The organism is Afipia sp. Root123D2, from assembly GCF_001425835.1.
GTDB lineage: Bacteria > Pseudomonadota > Alphaproteobacteria > Rhizobiales > Xanthobacteraceae > Afipia.
The window spans coordinates 909,958-926,414 of the sequence record NZ_LMDP01000003.1; the positions used below are offsets into that span (position 1 = coordinate 909,958).

Annotated in this window: 16 protein-coding genes; 7 read left to right on the forward strand and 9 right to left on the reverse strand. The window is 63.2% G+C overall.

Annotated features, from left to right (window positions below; all coding sequences use genetic code 11):
- Positions 1 to 42: 42 nt before the first annotated feature.
- The 5 genes from ASC80_RS19555 to ccmA form a co-directional block, all read right to left on the reverse strand.
- A complete protein-coding gene (locus tag ASC80_RS19555; RefSeq protein ID WP_056300730.1) occupies positions 43 to 636 on the reverse strand; it encodes a DsbE family thiol:disulfide interchange protein in 594 nt (197 codons plus the stop codon).
- Entirely contained in the window at positions 633 to 812 is a 180-nt protein-coding gene (ccmD, locus tag ASC80_RS19560) for a heme exporter protein CcmD (protein WP_056300732.1), read from the reverse strand. The genes ASC80_RS19555 and ccmD overlap by 4 nt, the downstream gene beginning before the upstream one ends.
- Before the next feature lie 4 nt (positions 813 to 816).
- A complete protein-coding gene (locus tag ASC80_RS19565; RefSeq protein ID WP_056300734.1) occupies positions 817 to 1,548 on the reverse strand; it encodes a heme ABC transporter permease in 732 nt (243 codons plus the stop codon).
- Positions 1,549 to 1,639: 91 nt separating this feature from the next.
- Positions 1,640 to 2,308 (reverse strand): heme exporter protein CcmB, encoded by a 669-nt coding sequence (gene ccmB, locus ASC80_RS19570; protein WP_056300736.1) that lies wholly within the window; start codon positions 2,306 to 2,308, stop codon positions 1,640 to 1,642.
- Positions 2,305 to 2,910, reverse strand: a complete 606-nt coding sequence (gene ccmA, locus ASC80_RS19575) for a heme ABC exporter ATP-binding protein CcmA (protein ID WP_056300740.1) — start codon at positions 2,908 to 2,910, stop codon at positions 2,305 to 2,307. Before ccmA ends, ccmB begins: the two co-directional genes overlap by 4 nt.
- A gap of 234 nt (positions 2,911 to 3,144) precedes the next feature.
- On the opposite strand from ccmA, the gene acnA reads away from it, so the two are divergent.
- The 3 genes from acnA (at position 3,145) to ASC80_RS19590 (ending at position 7,516) form a co-directional block, all read left to right on the forward strand.
- Complete coding sequence (gene acnA / locus ASC80_RS19580) at positions 3,145 to 5,865, forward strand: aconitate hydratase AcnA (protein ID WP_056300743.1); 2,721 nt, start codon at positions 3,145 to 3,147, stop codon at positions 5,863 to 5,865.
- 124 nt (positions 5,866 to 5,989) lie between these two features.
- Positions 5,990 to 6,766 (forward strand): DUF1223 domain-containing protein, encoded by a 777-nt coding sequence (locus ASC80_RS19585; RefSeq protein ID WP_056300746.1) that lies wholly within the window; start codon positions 5,990 to 5,992, stop codon positions 6,764 to 6,766.
- Positions 6,767 to 7,144: 378 nt separating this feature from the next.
- On the forward strand, positions 7,145 to 7,516 hold the full coding sequence (locus ASC80_RS19590; RefSeq protein WP_056300749.1) for a DUF2794 domain-containing protein: 372 nt from the start codon (positions 7,145 to 7,147) through the stop codon (positions 7,514 to 7,516).
- Positions 7,517 to 7,527: 11 nt separating this feature from the next.
- Here the strand turns inward: ASC80_RS19590 and ASC80_RS19595 are convergent, their stop codons facing one another.
- The 4 genes from ASC80_RS19595 to ASC80_RS19610 form a co-directional block, all read right to left on the reverse strand.
- The gene (locus ASC80_RS19595; protein ID WP_056300752.1) at positions 7,528 to 8,058 is read right to left on the reverse strand and encodes a GNAT family N-acetyltransferase; all 531 of its coding nucleotides are present in this window, start codon (positions 8,056 to 8,058) and stop codon (positions 7,528 to 7,530) included.
- A 156-nt stretch (positions 8,059 to 8,214) separates the two neighbouring features.
- A complete protein-coding gene (locus ASC80_RS19600) occupies positions 8,215 to 9,000 on the reverse strand; it encodes a Bax inhibitor-1/YccA family protein (RefSeq protein ID WP_056300755.1) in 786 nt (261 codons plus the stop codon).
- Between the two features lie 203 nt (positions 9,001 to 9,203).
- The gene (locus tag ASC80_RS19605) at positions 9,204 to 11,774 is read right to left on the reverse strand and encodes an ABC transporter permease (protein ID WP_056300758.1); all 2,571 of its coding nucleotides are present in this window, start codon (positions 11,772 to 11,774) and stop codon (positions 9,204 to 9,206) included.
- Positions 11,771 to 12,520, reverse strand: a complete 750-nt coding sequence (locus tag ASC80_RS19610; RefSeq protein WP_056300761.1) for an ABC transporter ATP-binding protein — start codon at positions 12,518 to 12,520, stop codon at positions 11,771 to 11,773. The genes ASC80_RS19605 and ASC80_RS19610 overlap by 4 nt, the downstream gene beginning before the upstream one ends.
- Positions 12,521 to 12,569: 49 nt before the next feature.
- On the opposite strand from ASC80_RS19610, the gene ASC80_RS19615 reads away from it, so the two are divergent.
- The 4 genes from ASC80_RS19615 to mdh all read left to right on the forward strand — a co-directional run bounded on the left by ASC80_RS19615 (position 12,570) and on the right by mdh (position 16,253).
- Positions 12,570 to 13,217 (forward strand): arylesterase, encoded by a 648-nt coding sequence (locus ASC80_RS19615; RefSeq protein ID WP_056300764.1) that lies wholly within the window; start codon positions 12,570 to 12,572, stop codon positions 13,215 to 13,217.
- 108 nt (positions 13,218 to 13,325) lie between these two features.
- Positions 13,326 to 13,862, forward strand: coding sequence for an RNA 2',3'-cyclic phosphodiesterase (gene thpR / locus ASC80_RS19620; RefSeq protein ID WP_056300765.1), 537 nt, complete (start codon positions 13,326 to 13,328; stop codon positions 13,860 to 13,862).
- Positions 13,863 to 13,934: 72 nt separating this feature from the next.
- Positions 13,935 to 15,119 (forward strand): cell division protein ZapE, encoded by a 1,185-nt coding sequence (zapE, locus tag ASC80_RS19625; RefSeq protein WP_056300769.1) that lies wholly within the window; start codon positions 13,935 to 13,937, stop codon positions 15,117 to 15,119.
- A gap of 165 nt (positions 15,120 to 15,284) precedes the next feature.
- Positions 15,285 to 16,253, forward strand: a complete 969-nt coding sequence (mdh, locus tag ASC80_RS19630) for a malate dehydrogenase (RefSeq protein ID WP_056300772.1) — start codon at positions 15,285 to 15,287, stop codon at positions 16,251 to 16,253.
- Positions 16,254 to 16,457: the final 204 nt, after the last annotated feature.

Consider the following 16,457-nt stretch of genomic DNA (forward strand, 5'->3'; position numbering starts at 1 on the left):
CAAAATTATTTTGAGGCGAATGCGTGCCGAACGGCTTGCGCGTCAGGTGCCGGCCTTCAGGGCCTTGCCGATTTCGGTTCGGAGAACGCGATCGATGTTGTCCGGCGTGATCGGGCCGACCAGCTTGTAGGCGATGGCGCCGTCGCGGCCGACGATGAAGGTCTCCGGGACGCCATAGACGCCCCATTCGATCGAAGCCCGGCCGTTGCCGTCGGCGCCGACCGCCGCGAACGGGTTGCCGTAGCGTCCGAGGAAGCGCCGGGCGTTGTCAGGCGCGTCCTTGTAGTTGATGCCGAGGACGCGGATGCGTTTGTCTTTCGCGAGATCTACCAGCAGCGGCGCTTCGTCGTGGCACGGCACGCACCACGACGCCCAGACGTTGACGATGCTGACCTGTCCCTTGAACGCGGCGGGATCAAGTCCCGGCACCGCGGCGCCGTTGGATGTTAGCCCGTCGACCGGCGGCAGCGTGGTCTGCGGCGCAGGACGTCCGATCAGGGCTGATGGAATCCGCGATGGATCGCCGCTGCCGAGCTTGAACCAGAACAGCGCGGCGAGCCCCGCGAATGCGATCAGCGGCAGCGCCACCAGCCACGACCGGCGACGCGGCGCGCTTGTGTTCGGTGCGGTGTTCATGAGGCTGAGCCGGACGTGCGAGCCGACCGGCGGGTGATGCCTTCGGCTTCGAGTTTTTTCAGGCTGCGCTGCTGGCTGCGGTGATCGGCAACGATCCAGACGATCAACCCGACGATCACGATCGCGACCAGCGCATAGGAGGTGACGATGAAGCTGGCGTAGGGTCCGAGCGCCATGGCGTCAGGCCGCCTGCCTGCTGGCTTGCATGATCTGCAAGGTGCGGACGCGCCGCCGCAGGACTTCGTTGCGCATTGCGGCGAGATGCAGCGTGATGAACAGCAGCGTGAAACCGACCGCCATTACCAGCAACGGAATGAGATAGGCGCGGTCGAGCGTCGGTCCGCCCATGCGGATGACCGACGCGCCCTGGTGCAGCGTGTTCCACCAGTCGACAGAAAACTTGATGATCGGAATGTTGATCGCGCCGACCAGTGTCAACACGGCGGCGGCGCGCGCGGCGCGCGACGGATCCTCGACCGCGCGCCACAGCGCGATCAAGCCGAGATACATCAGGAACAGGATCAGCACCGAAGTCAGGCGCGCATCCCATTCCCAGTAAGTGCCCCACATCGGGCGGCCCCATAGCGAGCCCGTGACCAGAGCGAGAAATGTGAAAGCCGCGCCGATCGGCGCCGCGGCCTTTGCCGAGACGTCCGCCAGCGGGTGCCGCCACACCAGCGTGCCGAGCGCCGACAGGCTCATGACGCCCCACACGAACATCGACAGCCACGCATTGGGAACGTGAATGAACATGATCTTGACGGTGGCACCCTGCTGGTAGTCGTCGGGAACCGTGAACGACATGTAGAGACCGATCGCCAGCAGCACCGTGGTCGCGGCGGCAAGCCACGGCAGCACGCGCGCGGTAAACGCGAGAAAGCGCGAGGGATTGGCGAGGTCGATCCAGCTCATGACGGTCCTGATACTGGCGCGCGTCGCCGCAGGCAATGCGGATGGCCCGCGGCATGTGCGATTTCCGCAAGAGTTGATCCGGTCCGCTGCATCAATCCAACCCTTGCCGCAGGCTGGCGGCGGCGGCGAACGGGCCGACCGCCAGCGCAACCAGCGACAGCGCACACAGGATGGAGAATGGTGTGCCGAACGATCCCGGCGCGGCGATGGCGGCGTTGGAGGCGGCGACGCCGAAAATCAGCACCGGGATCGATAGCGGCAGCACGAGCACCGCAAGCAGTAATCCGCCGCGCCGCATGGTGACGGCGAGCGCTGCGCCGATCATGCCGATAAGCGTGAGTGCCGGCGTTCCGGCCAGCAGCGTCAGGGCCACGGCGAACATCGCAGGCGGCTCGAGATTGAGCAGGATACCCAGCACCGGTGTTGCGACGATCAGCGGCACGCCGACCGCGAGCCAGTGGGCGAAAGCCTTGGCGGCGCAGACCAGTTCCAGCGGCGTCCGGCTCATGACGATCAGGTCGAGCGATCCGTCCTCCTGGTCGGAAGTGAACAGCCGGTCGAGCGTGAGCAGGCTCGCCAGCATTGCGCCGAGCCACAGGATCGCCGGTCCGAGACGCTTGAGCAGCGGCAGCTCGGGGCCAAGCGCGAACGGCATCAGCACCACGACGGTCAGGAAGAACAGCACGCCGATCAGCGCGCCGCCGCCGACGCGCATGGCGATGCGCAGATCGCGCCGGATCAGCGAGCCGAGTGTGTTCATGATTGCGCGCTTCCGATCCGCAACTCGGCGGCGTCGATTCCGAGCGGACCATGCGTAGCGGCGACGATCAACCCGCCGCCGTCGAGGTGGCGCATCATCAGTGCTGCAAAAGTTTTCTGACCGGCAGCATCGAGCGCGGATGTCGGCTCGTCGAGCAGCCAGATCGGCCGCTTCACCGCGAGCAGCCGGGCCATCGACAGACGACGGCGCTGCCCGGCTGACAGGAAAGCGGCCGGCAGGTCTGCTGCATGGCCAAGCCCTGCTTCGGACAGGCTGTCTTTCACGTCGCCGCCGTCGCCGCCGAGAAATTCCTGCCAGAACGCGAGATTTTCCCGCACGGTCAGTGCGGGTTTGAAGGGGTCGCGATGGCCGAGATAATGGGCGTGTTCGCCAGCACTGAGTTCGACGTTGCCGCCCTCCAGGTCGATCGAACCGGATTCGGCCGGCAGCAGGCCGGCGATGATCCGCAGCAGCGACGATTTTCCCGCGCCGTTGGCGCCGGTCACCGCCAATGCCTGCAATGATGACACCTCGAAATCGAGGTTGGAGAAAATGCTGCGCCCGCCTCGCACGCATGTCACGCCGCGTCCCAAAAGCTTCATGGATGCCTGACCGCTGAATCGTGATGAGAAGGCGTATGCCGGGTCAAAATAGCAGTCCGTCAGGGTTGCGAAGAGACGATTGTCGGTGTGGCGCGCAGTGTGGAAAGATTCTATAGAACCGAAACTTGATGCAGCACACAACGCATCCTCACAAGGCCCGCGGCTCTATCACTGCTGGCGGTGTTTTGATACCTTTGCCGGGTATCTCTAACTCATGAATCGGGATCGCCTCACATGTCCTCGCTCGACAGCTTCAAAGCCCAGAAAACCCTCAAGGTCGGCGGCAAAACCTATGTTTATTACAGCCTCGCCGCCGCAGAAAAAAACGGCCTGAAGGGCATTTCGCGGCTGCCTTATTCGATGAAGGTGTTGCTGGAGAACATGCTGCGCAACGAGGACGGCCGCACCGTCAAGAAGGACGACATCATCGCCTTCTCGAAGTGGATCAAGAAGCGCAAGCTCGAGCATGAAATCGCGTTCCGCCCGGCCCGCGTGCTGATGCAGGATTTCACCGGCGTCCCGGCGGTGGTCGATCTCGCCGCTATGCGCAATGCCATGAAGGCGCTTGGCGGCGACGCCCAGAAGATCAATCCGCTGGTTCCGGTCGATCTGGTCATCGACCACTCTGTGATCGTGAACTTCTTCGGTGACAACAAGGCGTTCAGCAAGAACGTCACCGAGGAATACAAGCAGAACCAGGAACGCTACGAATTCCTCAAGTGGGGTCAGAAGGCGTTCTCGAATTTCTCCGTCGTGCCGCCCGGCACCGGCATTTGCCATCAGGTCAATCTCGAATACCTCGCGCAGACGGTCTGGACGAAGAAAGAGAAGATGACCGTCGGCAAGAAGAAGGGCACTTTTGAAGTCGCATATCCGGACTCGCTGGTCGGCACCGATTCGCACACCACCATGGTCAATGGCCTCGCGGTTCTCGGCTGGGGCGTCGGCGGCATCGAGGCGGAAGCTGCGATGCTTGGCCAGCCGCTGTCGATGTTGCTGCCCGACGTGGTCGGCTTCAAGCTGAAGGGCCAGCTCAAGGAAGGCGTGACGTCGACTGACCTCGTGCTGACCGTCACGCAGATGCTACGCAAGCAGGGCGTGGTCGGCAAGTTCGTCGAGTTCTACGGTCCCGGCCTCGACCATCTGTCGGTGGCCGACAAGGCGACCATCGGCAACATGGCGCCGGAATACGGCGCAACCTGCGGCTTCTTCCCGGTCGACAAGGCGACGCTCGATTACCTCAAGACCTCGGGCCGTGCTTCGGCGCGCGTGGCGCTGGTCGAAAAATACGCCAAGGCGCAGGGCCTGTTCCGGACCTCGGCATCGAAAGATCCGGTGTTCACCGAAACCCTGGTGCTCGATCTCAAGGACGTTGTGCCGTCGATGGCCGGTCCGAAGCGTCCTGAAGGCCGCGTCGCTTTGCCGCTGGTCGCGAGCGGTTTCGATGACGCGCTGACCAACGAGTACAAGAAGGCGATCGATCACAGCAAACGCTTCGCCGTCGAAGGCCGCGATTTCGAAGTCGGCCATGGCGACGTGGTGATTGCTGCTATCACCTCCTGCACCAACACTTCCAATCCGAGCGTGCTGATCGCCGCCGGCCTGGTGGCGCGCAACGCCGCCGCCAAGGGGCTGAAGGCCAGGCCGTGGGTGAAGACGTCGCTCGCGCCGGGCAGCCAGGTGGTCGCGGAATATCTCGCCAACTCAGGCTTGCAGAAAGATCTCGACAAGGTCGGATTCAACCTCGTCGGTTTCGGCTGCACCACCTGCATCGGCAATTCGGGTCCGCTGCCGGAGGAGATTTCCAAGTCGATCAACGACAACGGCATCATCGGTGCCGCGGTGCTGTCGGGCAATCGCAACTTCGAGGGCCGCGTGTCGCCGGACGTGCAGGCGAACTACCTCGCTTCGCCGCCGCTGGTGGTCGCTTACGCGCTCGCCGGCTCCGTGACGAAGAATCTGGAAGTCGAACCGCTCGGCATCGGCAAGGACGGAAAGCCGGTTTACCTCAAGGACGTCTGGCCGACCACGAAGGAGATCAACGCCTTCATCAAGAAGTACGTCACCTCGACGATCTTCAAGAAGAAGTACGCCGACGTGTTCAAGGGCGACACCAACTGGCGCAAGATCAAGACAGTGACCAGTGACACGTATGCGTGGAACATGAGCTCCACTTACGTGCAGAACCCGCCGTACTTCGAAGGCATGAAGAAGGAGCCGGATCCGGTCACCGACGTCATCGACGCGCGCATTCTCGCGCTGTTCGGCGACAAGATCACCACCGACCACATCTCGCCCGCAGGCGCGATCAAGCTGACGTCGCCGGCCGGAAAGTATCTGTCCGAGCATCAGGTGCGGCCCGCCGACTTCAATCAGTACGGCACGCGTCGCGGCAACCACGAAGTGATGATGCGCGGCACCTTCGCCAATATCCGCATCAAGAACTTCATGATGAAGGGCGCCGACGGCAACATTCCGGAAGGCGGGCTGACCAAGCATTGGCCGGACGGCGAGCAGATGTCGATCTACGACGCCGCGATGAAGTATCAGGCCGAGCAGGTGCCGCTGGTGGTGTTCGCCGGCGCTGAATACGGCAACGGCTCGTCGCGCGACTGGGCCGCGAAGGGCACGCGCTTGCTGGGCGTGCGCGCCGTGATTTGTCAGAGCTTCGAGCGCATCCATCGCTCGAACCTCGTCGGCATGGGCGTGCTGCCGCTGACGTTCGAGGACGGTGCGTCATGGCAGTCAATCGGACTGAAGGGCGATGAGAAGGTGACGATCCGCGGATTGCAGGGTGGATTGAAGCCGCGCCAGACACTCTCTGCGGAAATCGAGAGCGCCGATGGTTCGCGGAAGAGCGTTCCTCTGCTGTGTCGCATCGATACGCTCGACGAACTCGAGTATTATCGCAACGGTGGAATCCTTCAGTACGTGTTGCGCAATCTCGCTGCGTGATCGTGCGCTGCACAAACGCATCCGTGAACAGGCTCACCTCGAAGTGAGTGGCGATTGATAGGAAGGCGGCCTATGAAACGGTCGCCTTCTTGCGTTAACCGGCGACGAACATCAGGAACATCGCGTGACGAGAAGCAAGTCCAGTACAGGGACCAAGGAGCCGAGCGCTTTTGCGCCGCTTCTTTCTGGCATCCTGGGGATTTGCGTCGCAGTTACACTTGCGAAGCCCGCGTCCGCCGATCCACGTGCGGTGGTTGAATTGTTCACCTCGCAGGGGTGTTCGTCCTGTCCACCCGCCGACAAAATTCTCGGCGATCTTGCGCAGGATCCGTCGCTGATAGCGCTCAGTCTGCCGATCGATTACTGGGATTACCTCGGCTGGAAGGACACGCTGGCCGATTCGCGTTTCAGCGCGCGCCAGAAAGCCTATTCGCATATGCGCGGCGATCGCGACGTCTACACGCCACAAGTGGTCGTCAATGGTTCGCTCCATGTGCTCGGCAGCGACAAGACGGCGATCGAGAAGGCAGTTCAAGTCACGCGCGGCAGCGTGAGCGTGATGAACGTGCCGGTGACGGTGGCGAAAGCCGGTCGCGAACTCAAGGTTTCGGTGCCCGAGCGTAATAACGGCGAACATGGCGAGGTCTGGATTTGCGCCGTCGCGCGCGCCGTGCCGATCACGATTAACCGCGGCGAGAATCGCGGCAAGCAGATCACCTACCACAACGTCGTGCGCAACGTGTTGAAGGTGGGAGACTGGACCGGCAAGGCCGGTGCGTGGAGCGTGCCGCTGGAAAACATCTCCGGAGACGGGGTGGATGCTGCGGTCGTCTACGTCCAGAACGGCAATCGCGACAATCCCGGTCCGATGCTCGGTGCTGCCTTCACCCCGCTTAACTGATTCGATTCCCAACACCGTGATTCGACCGGGCTGATCCGCGCCGCGATGGCGCGTGCGGATATCTGCCGTCGCTGTCGATGGGGCAAAGAAAAAGGGCCAACTGACGCTGGCCCGCAGGATTGGGGATTATCTCACTGCGGGAAATTAAGACCCGGTCCTGCCGACCCCGGGGGGCTGGGGGCTGAGGAATCCGGTACCGAAAGGACCGGGCCAACGCAGTATGGATTTGATCGCAATCCAGAGCGGCGGCGGATTGTCCGAATTCTGGCAGCATTATGATTTGTTTAACTTCGACGTGAGGCTTCCGGAGAGTCAAATTCAGGCTTGCAGGAGCAGGGGAGCGGGTCGATCATGTCACCAGAGTGACAGGAGGCGCCGATGAATTACGGATCGGGAGAGGCGGACCCCAGCGAGAGTCGCGGGGCGGACCGCAACGTCGCGGCCGTCCCGCTTCAGACCCGAGTGACCTTCAACCGGCTTGAACTCAACCGCATTCTCAACCTCTACGGCCGCATGGTGTCCGACGGCGAATGGCGTGATTACGCCATCGACTTTCTCAAGGACCGCGCAGTGTTTTCGATCTTTCGCCGCGCCTCGGAAGTTCCGATCTACCGGATCGAGAAGGACCCGCAGCTCGCGCGCAAGCAGGGCGCTTACAGCGTGATTTCAGCTTCCGGCCAGATTCTGCGGCGTGGCAATGAGCTGGAGCGAGTGTTGCTGGTGATCGACCGCAAGCTTGCGGTGGTCTGATCGCGCAACTCCTAGCTGTGCGGGACCGTGGCGGCTCCGTCGCCCAGCGCGCGCTGCATCATCACCGTGTCGAGCCAGCGCCCGAACTTGAAGCCGACATTGGGATGAGTGCCGATCATCTCGAAGCCGGCTTTGGCGTGCAGCGCGATCGACGCAGCGTTGGCGGAATCCCCGATCACCGCGATCATCTGGCGATAGCCGCGCGCGACCGACAGTGCGATCAGTTCCGTCAGCAGCAGCGTGCCGATGCCGCGGCGATGACTGGACGGCGCGAGATAGACTGAATTTTCGATCGTGAAGCGATAGGCCGGCCGAGGGCGGTAGGGACCGGCATAGGCGTAGCCGGCAACCTGGCCGTCGATCGTCGCGACCAGATAGGGGAAGCCCTTGCCGGTGAGGTCGTTGAAACGCCGGGTCATCTCGGCCACGTCCGGTGGCGTCAGTTCGAAGGTCGCGGTGCCGAAGCGCACGGCGTGGTCGTAAATCTCGGCGATGGCGGGAATGTCGGCGAGGGCGGCGGGACGGATGTCGGCAGAGGGCATGGGCGCAAGCTCATTGGAGGCCGTTCTTCTGCGCCGATCAGATCAACAGGTGGACGGCTGGGTCAAGCCCGGCCCTGACGAAAGCAGCAACCTGCGGCCCAAAACAAAAGCCCCGGCTTTGGGCCGGGGCTTCGTTTGCGTTCGATCTGTTATCGATCAGTCGCGCTGTCCGAGCAGCTGCAGCAGCAGCGTGAACAGGTTGATGAAGTTCAGGTAGAGCGACAGGGCACCGGTGATGGCGGCGCGCTCCGCAATGTCTCCACCCTGGCTCGCGTAGCCGTAGATGTAGTCGTTCTTCAGCCGCTGGGTGTCCCAGGCGGTGAGGCCGGCGAACACCAGCACACCGACCACGGAGACGATGAACTGCAGCATCGAGCTCGCGAGGAACAGGTTGACGACGCTCGCGATGATGACGCCGAACAGGCCCATGATCAGGAACGAGCCCATCCCCGACATGTCACGCTTGGTGGTGTAGCCATAGAGGCTCAGCGCACCGAACGAGGCGGCGGTGATGAAGAACACCCGCACGATCGAAGTGTGGGTGTAGACCAGGAAGATCGACGACAGCGAAACACCCATCAGGGCGGCGAACGCCCAGAACAGCATCTGCGCGGTCGCAGGTCGCAGGCGGTTGATGCCGAACGAGATGGCGAACACCATCACGAGCGGGGCAAGGATGAACAGCCACTTGAGCGGGCTGACGAACATCGCCACGCCGAACGGCGTCAGGTAAGTGTTGCCGATCCGTGCGGCCGTCGCGACGTCCGATGTCGCGGCCATATAGACACCCATCGCGGCCAAACCGGTGATGGCCAGCCCGATCGTCATGTAGTTGTAAATCTTGAGCATGTACGAGCGTAGACCGGCATCGACGGTCGCGGCGTCAGCGCGCCCGGCGGCCCGGCCGAAAGGTGAAGCGTAGTTGCGGTCCAAGTCCGACATGGTCGAAACCTTTCGGTTGCCTGACGTAGCAATCAGGCTGCGTCAGCGGTAAGTTGATTCCAGAAGCCGGAATTTGAGGCCGTCGAGCGACGGTATCAAGCCGATTCTGAACGTGTTCGGTATGTGGGAAACTAGCACGGCCACCACAAGTTACCCGGCGCGGCTGAATGTCGCAAAAGTCGCGGTTGGCCTGCTACAAATTGTCATAAGTTTCGGAGCACCGCAGCCGGTTTTTGGTTAAGAGCGAGTAATGTTCCCGCCAGCCCGAGGCCGACGGTGACCGCGAGGGCTGCCAGCACCACCAGCGCGGCACTGCCCGCCTGCCAGACGAAGCCGAGGTTCATCAGCCGGGTGACGATCTGCCATGCGGCGATCGAACCGGCGGCGACGCCGAAGATCGCCGTGGAAAACCCGATCATCAAGTATTCGAGGGCATAGGCGCCGAGCAGCCGCCCCCGGGTCGCGCCCAGCGTCTTGAGAATGACGGCGTCATAGACCCGGTGCCGGTGACCTGCGGCCAGCGCGCCGCCGAGCACGAGGATCGCCGAGATCAGCGTCACCGAACTGGCGCCACGGACGGCGAGGACGAGATTGGTCACCATGGTGCCGACGGTCTCGAGCGCCTCGCGGACCCGCACGCTGGTGATCGAGGGGAAGGCTGCGGCAACCGCCTTGATCAGCCGGGCGTCGTTCGCAACCGTCGAGTTGGCGTCGGTCAGGGTTGCGATGTCGGTATGGGGCGCGCCGGCGAAGGCATCGGGCGAGAACACCAGCACGAAATTGATGCCGAGGCTTTGCCAGTCGACGTTGCGCAGATTGGCGATTTTGGCGGTGATATCGCGGCCGAGCACGTTGACGGTGATGTCGTCGCCCACCTTGAGGCCAAGTCCGTTTGCGATCTTTGCTTCCAGCGACACCAGCGGACCGCCGGTATTATCGGCGTTCCACCATTTGCCTTCGACGACCGTCGAGCCGTGCGGCACCTCGTTGGTATAGGTCAGGCCGCGATCGCTTTGCAGCGTCCACGCGGCATCGGGCGACGGCTTGAGGTCTTCGGCTTTGACGCCGCGCGCGGCGACGATGCGGCCGCGGAGCATCGGCACCCGTTCGACCGCCGCCTCCGGCACCTGCTGTTTCAGGAACTGGCCGAAGCGCTGCGAATCGGTCGAGGGAATGTCGATAAAATAAAACGACGGCGCATGTTCGGGCAGCGACGCCATGAACTGCCGCCGCAGGTTGCCGTCGATCTGGGTGATTGTCACCAGAACCGCGAGGCCGAGGCCGAGCGACATCACAACGGACGGTGTCAGTGCGCCGGGCCGGTGGATGTTGGCGATCGCGAGACGCAGCATGGTGAGGCGCGGCCGCGGAAGGCGGCGGGCGATCGTCATCAGGAGCGACGCGACGCCGCGCAACACCGCGAACACGCCGACGCTGGATGCGACGAACACCGCTGCGACGCGTTTGTCGTAAGCAAGGCCTATGGCGACAGCGACAAGAAGCGCGATCACCAGTGCGATCAGCGCCAGATAGCGCCGGCGCGGCCAGCGGAATGCGGATGTCACCTGTTCGCGGAACAGCGTCGCGACCGGAGCGTCGTGGACGCGCGCCAGCGGCCACAGTCCGAAGGCGAGCGCGGTCAAAAGGCCGTAGACGAACGAAAGCGCCAGCTGGCCGGCATGAATGGTCGGGTCGACCGGGAGCGGCAGGATGTTTCCGAAGATTGCGGCGATTGCGTAAGGCAGCGCGGCGCCGGCGGCGAGGCCGATGACTGAGCCGACGATCGCCAGCATCATGACCTGCGTGAGGTAGATCGTGAATACGTCGCGGCCGGTAGCCCCGAGGGCCTTGAACGTGGCGATCACATCGCGACGCTGGTCGAGATGGCTTTTCACCGCGTTGGCGACACCGACGCCGCCGACCAGCAGCGCGGCGAGGCCGACCAGCGTCAGGAACTGGGTGAAACGGGTAATATTGCGCTCGAGTTGCGGCGACGCATTGCTGCGGCTGCGGATCTCCCATCCCGCCTCGGGAAGATCTGTGCGGGCGTCGTCGATCAGTTTTTGTGTCGCCGCCTCGCTGCTGGTGGCGTCAGGCAGGCGGACGCGATAGGTCCAGCGCACCAGGCTGCCGGGTTGCAGCAATCCGGTCGCGCGCAGGGCCTCCTCGCTGACAAGAAACCGCGGTCCGAGGCCGATTCCGCTAGCCAGCTTGTCGGGCTCTGCCGTTACGGCACTTCGGATCACGAAGGACGCCTTGCCGACGCTGACGCGGTCACCGGTTTTCAGTCCGAGCCGCGCCAGCAGAAGCGGATCGGCGGCGGCACCGAACGTGCCATCGCGCGCGGCGAGAACGTCGGCCATCGTCATCGCCGGATCGAGCGTCACCGAGCCCAGCATCGGATAGCGTGCGTCGACGGCTTTCAGATCGACCAGCGCGAGGTCGCCGTTCGGCGCGTGCGCCATGGCTCGCATCGTCGCGGCGATCGAGACCATGCCGCGCGCGTCGAGGAATGCGCGCTCCTGCGCGGTGGCCTCGCGCTGCATTAGCGAAAATGCCGCGTCGCCGCCGAGCAGGACGCGGCCCTGATGCTCAAGACCTTCGTTGAGACTTCCGGCCACGGAGCCGACGCCGGCAATCGCCATCACGCCGAGCGCGATGCAGGCGATAAAAACGTAAAAGCCGCGAAGCCCGCTGCGCAGCTCGCGCACGGCGTAACGCAGCGCGAGCAGTGACATTCCCCGATGGTATGTGCTGTCGTCGGCCACAGTCATGCAAGCGACGCCGTCTCGACCCAGTGCCGGTCGGTCGCGGCCCCGTCGATGCGGCCCGAGCGCAATCGCACCACGCGGTCACAACGCTGCGCCAGCGCATGATCGTGTGTCACCAGCACCAGTGTCATGCCGCGTTCGAGATGATTGGCGAACAGCAGGTCGACGATCTGCTGGCCGGTCGCCTCATCGAGATTTCCGGTCGGTTCGTCGGCCACCAGGATGGCGGGGTCCGGCGCCAGCGCACGCGCGAGTGCGACGCGTTGCTGTTCGCCGCCGGAAAGCTGCGATGGATAGTGATGCAATCGGTCGCCAAGACCGACGAGTGCGAGCTCTTTCGCCGCGCGCGCTTGCGCATTGGCATGGCCTGCGAGTTCGAGCGGGACGGCGACGTTCTCGAGCGCGGTCATGGTCGGGATCAGATGAAAGGATTGAAACACGATGCCGACGTGGCGGCCGCGAAAGCGCGCAAGGCCGTCTTCGTCGAGGGCGTTGAAAGAGGCGCCATTCACCACCACCTCTCCACTGTCAGGTCGTTCCAGTCCCGCCATCACCATGAGCAGCGTGGATTTCCCCGATCCGGATGGTCCGATCAGGCCGACTGCTTCGCCCGGCCTGATCCGCAGGCTCACGTCCTTCAGGATGTGAACGCGTGCGGCTCCCGATCCGAGCGAGAGGTTGACGTTGGAAATGGCAATGGTGTCCGGTGCGGTACCGGCTGATGGCGAGGGTTCGATGAGACTGTCCATGCGGATTTCATATGGGGGGTTGCGCAGCCCGGTCGAGGGGGCGCGACGAATGTTTCTCGCAGCGTTAACTTTTGGGGCAGTCGCAATGGTGGGTTTTGCGCTTCCTGCCGCCGCAGCGGGCAAGCCGACCAAGCTCGTGGCTCTGGGCGATTCCCTGACCGCGGGTTACGGCCTGCCGGCTCAGGCCGCATTCCCGGTGAAATTGCAGCAGGCGCTGCAGAGCAAAGGTATCGATGTCGAGATCGTGAACGCCGGCGTGTCCGGCGATACCACCACCGGCGGTCGCGACCGGCTGGGCTGGTCGGTTCCGGAGGGCACGGACGCGGTGATCGTCGAACTCGGCGCCAATGATGCTTTGCGCGGCATCGATCCGAAGGTCAGCCGTGCGGCGCTTGACGAGATTCTCAAGAAGCTAAAGGCGCGCAACATTGCCGTCCTGCTGTGCGGAATGCTCGCGCCGCCCAATTATGGCGCGGATTATGCGGCTCAATTCAACAGTATCTATCCCGATCTGGCGAAGGCTTACGATGTTCCGTTGTATCCGTTCTTCCTCGACGGGGTGGCGACGCAGGCGAAGCTCAATCAGGCGGACGGCCTGCATCCGACAGCAGCCGGCGTCGACGCCATCGTGCGGAACATCCTGCCCACGGTCGAGGCGTTTCTGAAGAGCCGGGTCGGTGCAGCGGCAGCGCGATGACGAAATTGTCCACCGTCTCGCTTCGCGCCGTCATGGAGCTGCGGTAAAAACGGACAAGTGATTCGTGCGCGTGATTCGTTGTCCTCTACAGCATCGAGGAGTCTCGTGATGCCGCGTCTTTTCACCGGGCTGGAAATCCCTCCGGAGGTCAGCCATTCACTCTCCACTCTGCGCGGCGGGCTGCCGGGCGCGCGCTGGATAGACCCCGGAAATTATCATGTTACCCTGCGCTTCATCGGCGATATCGACGGCATGATCGCCAACGAGATCGCCTCGACGTTGTTCCGGATCAATCGAAAACCGTTCGAGGTGGCGCTGCAGGGGCTGTCGAGCTTCGGCGGCAAGAAACCGCGCGCGGTGGTCGCCGCGGTGCTGCCGAGCCGGCCGCTGATGGAGTTGCAGGCCGAACTGGAGCGGCTGATGCAGCGTTTCGGCCTCGATCCCGAGGGTCGCAAGTTCATCCCGCATGTGACGTTGGCACGCCTGCGCGACGCATCCAATCAGGACGTGGCGGATTACCTGTCGGTGCGCGGCTATTTCCCGACCCGCACCTTCATGGCGTCGCGCTTCGTGCTGTTCTCGTCGCGTGCGTCGGTGGGCGGCGGTCCCTATGTCGTCGAAGCGCCCTATGCGCTGAGCGCCTGACCTGGCTGCGTCCTCGTCTACTCACAATTAGCCCCTTGCATTTTCCGCTCTGCTGGGGCCGTTAGCGTTGGCATGGACGCTCCTCTCTCTTCCTCGTTCCGCCAACAATATGATGCGTTGATCGCCGCCGGCGAAATCGAAGCCGACCCGGCGCAAGCCGGCGCCGCCGAAGCATTCGCGGCGCTTGAAACACGTCTTGAAGGTTACAGGCCGGGCCGCAAGAACGGCCTGCTGGGCCGGTTGTTCGCCGGCAAGGATACGCCGCCACGGCGCGGTCTTTACGTTTATGGCGAAGTCGGCCGCGGCAAGACCATGCTGATGGACCTGTTTTTCCAGGCCAGCACGGTGGCGCACAAGCGCCGCGCACACTTCCACGAATTCATGGCTGACGTTCACGAGCGCATCTACGACTTTCGCCAGAAGATCGCCCGCAACGAAATTGCCGAGAGCGATCCGGTGCAGCTCACGGCGGCGTCGATTTTCGACGAAGCGTGGCTGCTGTGCTTCGACGAGTTTCACGTCACCGACATCACCGACGCGATGATCCTCGGCCGTCTGTTCACGCGGTTGTTCGAACTCGGCACCGTCGTGGTCGCGACTTCCAATGTCGCGCCGGACGATCTCTACAAGGGCGGCCTCAACCGTGCGTTGTTTTTGCCGTTCATCGGACAACTCCATGAGCGCATGGACGTCCTGCGGCTCGACGCTCGCACCGATTTCCGGATGGAGAAGCTCGCCGGTGTGAAGATGTGGCTGGTCCCGGCCGATGCTGCGGCTCGTGCCGCGCTCGACAAGGCCTGGGTAAAAATGACCGGCAGTGCCGCCGCGCCGCCGCGCGACATTCATATCAAGGGGCGCGTGTTGCATGTGCCCCATTCGGCGCACGGCGTCGCGAGATTGTCCTTTGCCGACCTGTGCGAAAAGCCGCTCGGCGCGTCGGATTATCTGCGGCTCGCGCACGACTACCACACCGTGATGATCGAGAATATTCCGGTGATGCAGTACGAGCACCGCAACTATGCCAAGCGGTTCATTTCCCTGATCGACGCGCTCTACGACAATCATGTGAAGCTGATGGCATCGGCCGAGGCTGATCCGCTGTCGCTCTATCGTGCGGCCGACGGCATCGAGGTGATGGAATTCCAGCGGACCTCGTCGCGTCTGGTCGAGATGGGGTCGGAATCCTATCTGGCGCTGCCTCACGGCCAGCGGGATTCGACCGCCAGCGGTGCGACCACGGGTCTGGTCGAGACGTGATGCGTCCGATCGAATGCCACCGTGTGTATGCCAGCATTCAGCATTCTCGACGGTTCTTTGCCGCGCTCTTTGGGCGAACGGCGACTTGAACGCATCCGCTGAAAGGTCTAACCACCCTTCCGAGTTTCCCCTCCCTCCCCGCCGGGTTCAAAGGACAGATTTCCCATGGCACGTGACAAGATTGCATTGATTGGTTCGGGTCAGATTGGTGGCACACTGGCTCACCTCGTCGGACTGAAAGAGTTGGGCGATGTGGTCATGTTCGATATCGCCGAGGGCATCCCGCAGGGCAAATCGCTCGACATCGCGCAGTCGTCGCCGGTCGACGGCTTCGACGCCAAGTTCACGGGCGCCAATTCCTATGAGGCGATCAGCGGCGCCAGCGTCGTGATCGTCACCGCCGGCGTGCCGCGCAAGCCCGGCATGAGCCGCGACGATCTGCTGAGCATCAACCTCAAGGTGATGGAGCAGGTCGGTGCCGGCATCAAGAAGTATGCGCCGGACGCCTTCGTGATCTGCATCACCAACCCGCTCGACGCGATGGTGTGGGCGCTGCAGAAGGCTTCGGGTCTGCCCGCGAAGAAGGTCGTCGGCATGGCCGGCGTGCTGGATTCCTCGCGCTTCCGCTATTTCCTCGCCGATGAGTTCAACGTGTCGGTGGAAGACGTCACCGCATTCGTGCTCGGCGGCCATGGCGACACCATGGTGCCGTTGACCAAGTATTCGACCGTTGCCGGCATTCCGCTGCCGGATCTGGTGAAGATGGGCTGGACCTCGCAGGCGCGTCTCGATGAAATCGTCGACCGCACCCGCAACGGCGGCGCCGAGATCGTCAACCTGCTCAAGACCGGTTCGGCGTTCTACGCTCCGGCCGCGTCCGCGATCGCGATGGCGGAAAGCTATCTGCGCGACAAGAAGCGTGTCCTGCCTTGCGCCGCTCATCTCAACGGCGAATACGGCGTCAAGGACATGTATGTCGGCGTGCCGGTGGTGATCGGCGCCAAGGGCGTCGAGCGCATCGTCGAGATCGAACTCGCCGGCAAGGATCGCGAAGGCTTCGACAAGTCGGTCGCTGCCGTGCAGGGCCTCGTCGACGCCTGCAGGAAGATCGCGCCCGATCTGCTCGGCAAGTAAGCCCGAGAGTCTCCACCCGCCGCGTTCGTTTGTTTCAATGTGGTCCGGCCAGACAGTGCAGAGCCGGATCACGTTCAAGAAGTATTGGGGCCAGTCATGAACATCCACGAGTATCAGGCGAAGGCGGTGCTGAAGGAGTTTGGCGTTCCTGTGTCGAAGGGGGTGCCGATCTTCAAGGCGTCGGAGGCGGAGGCTGCGGCGAAG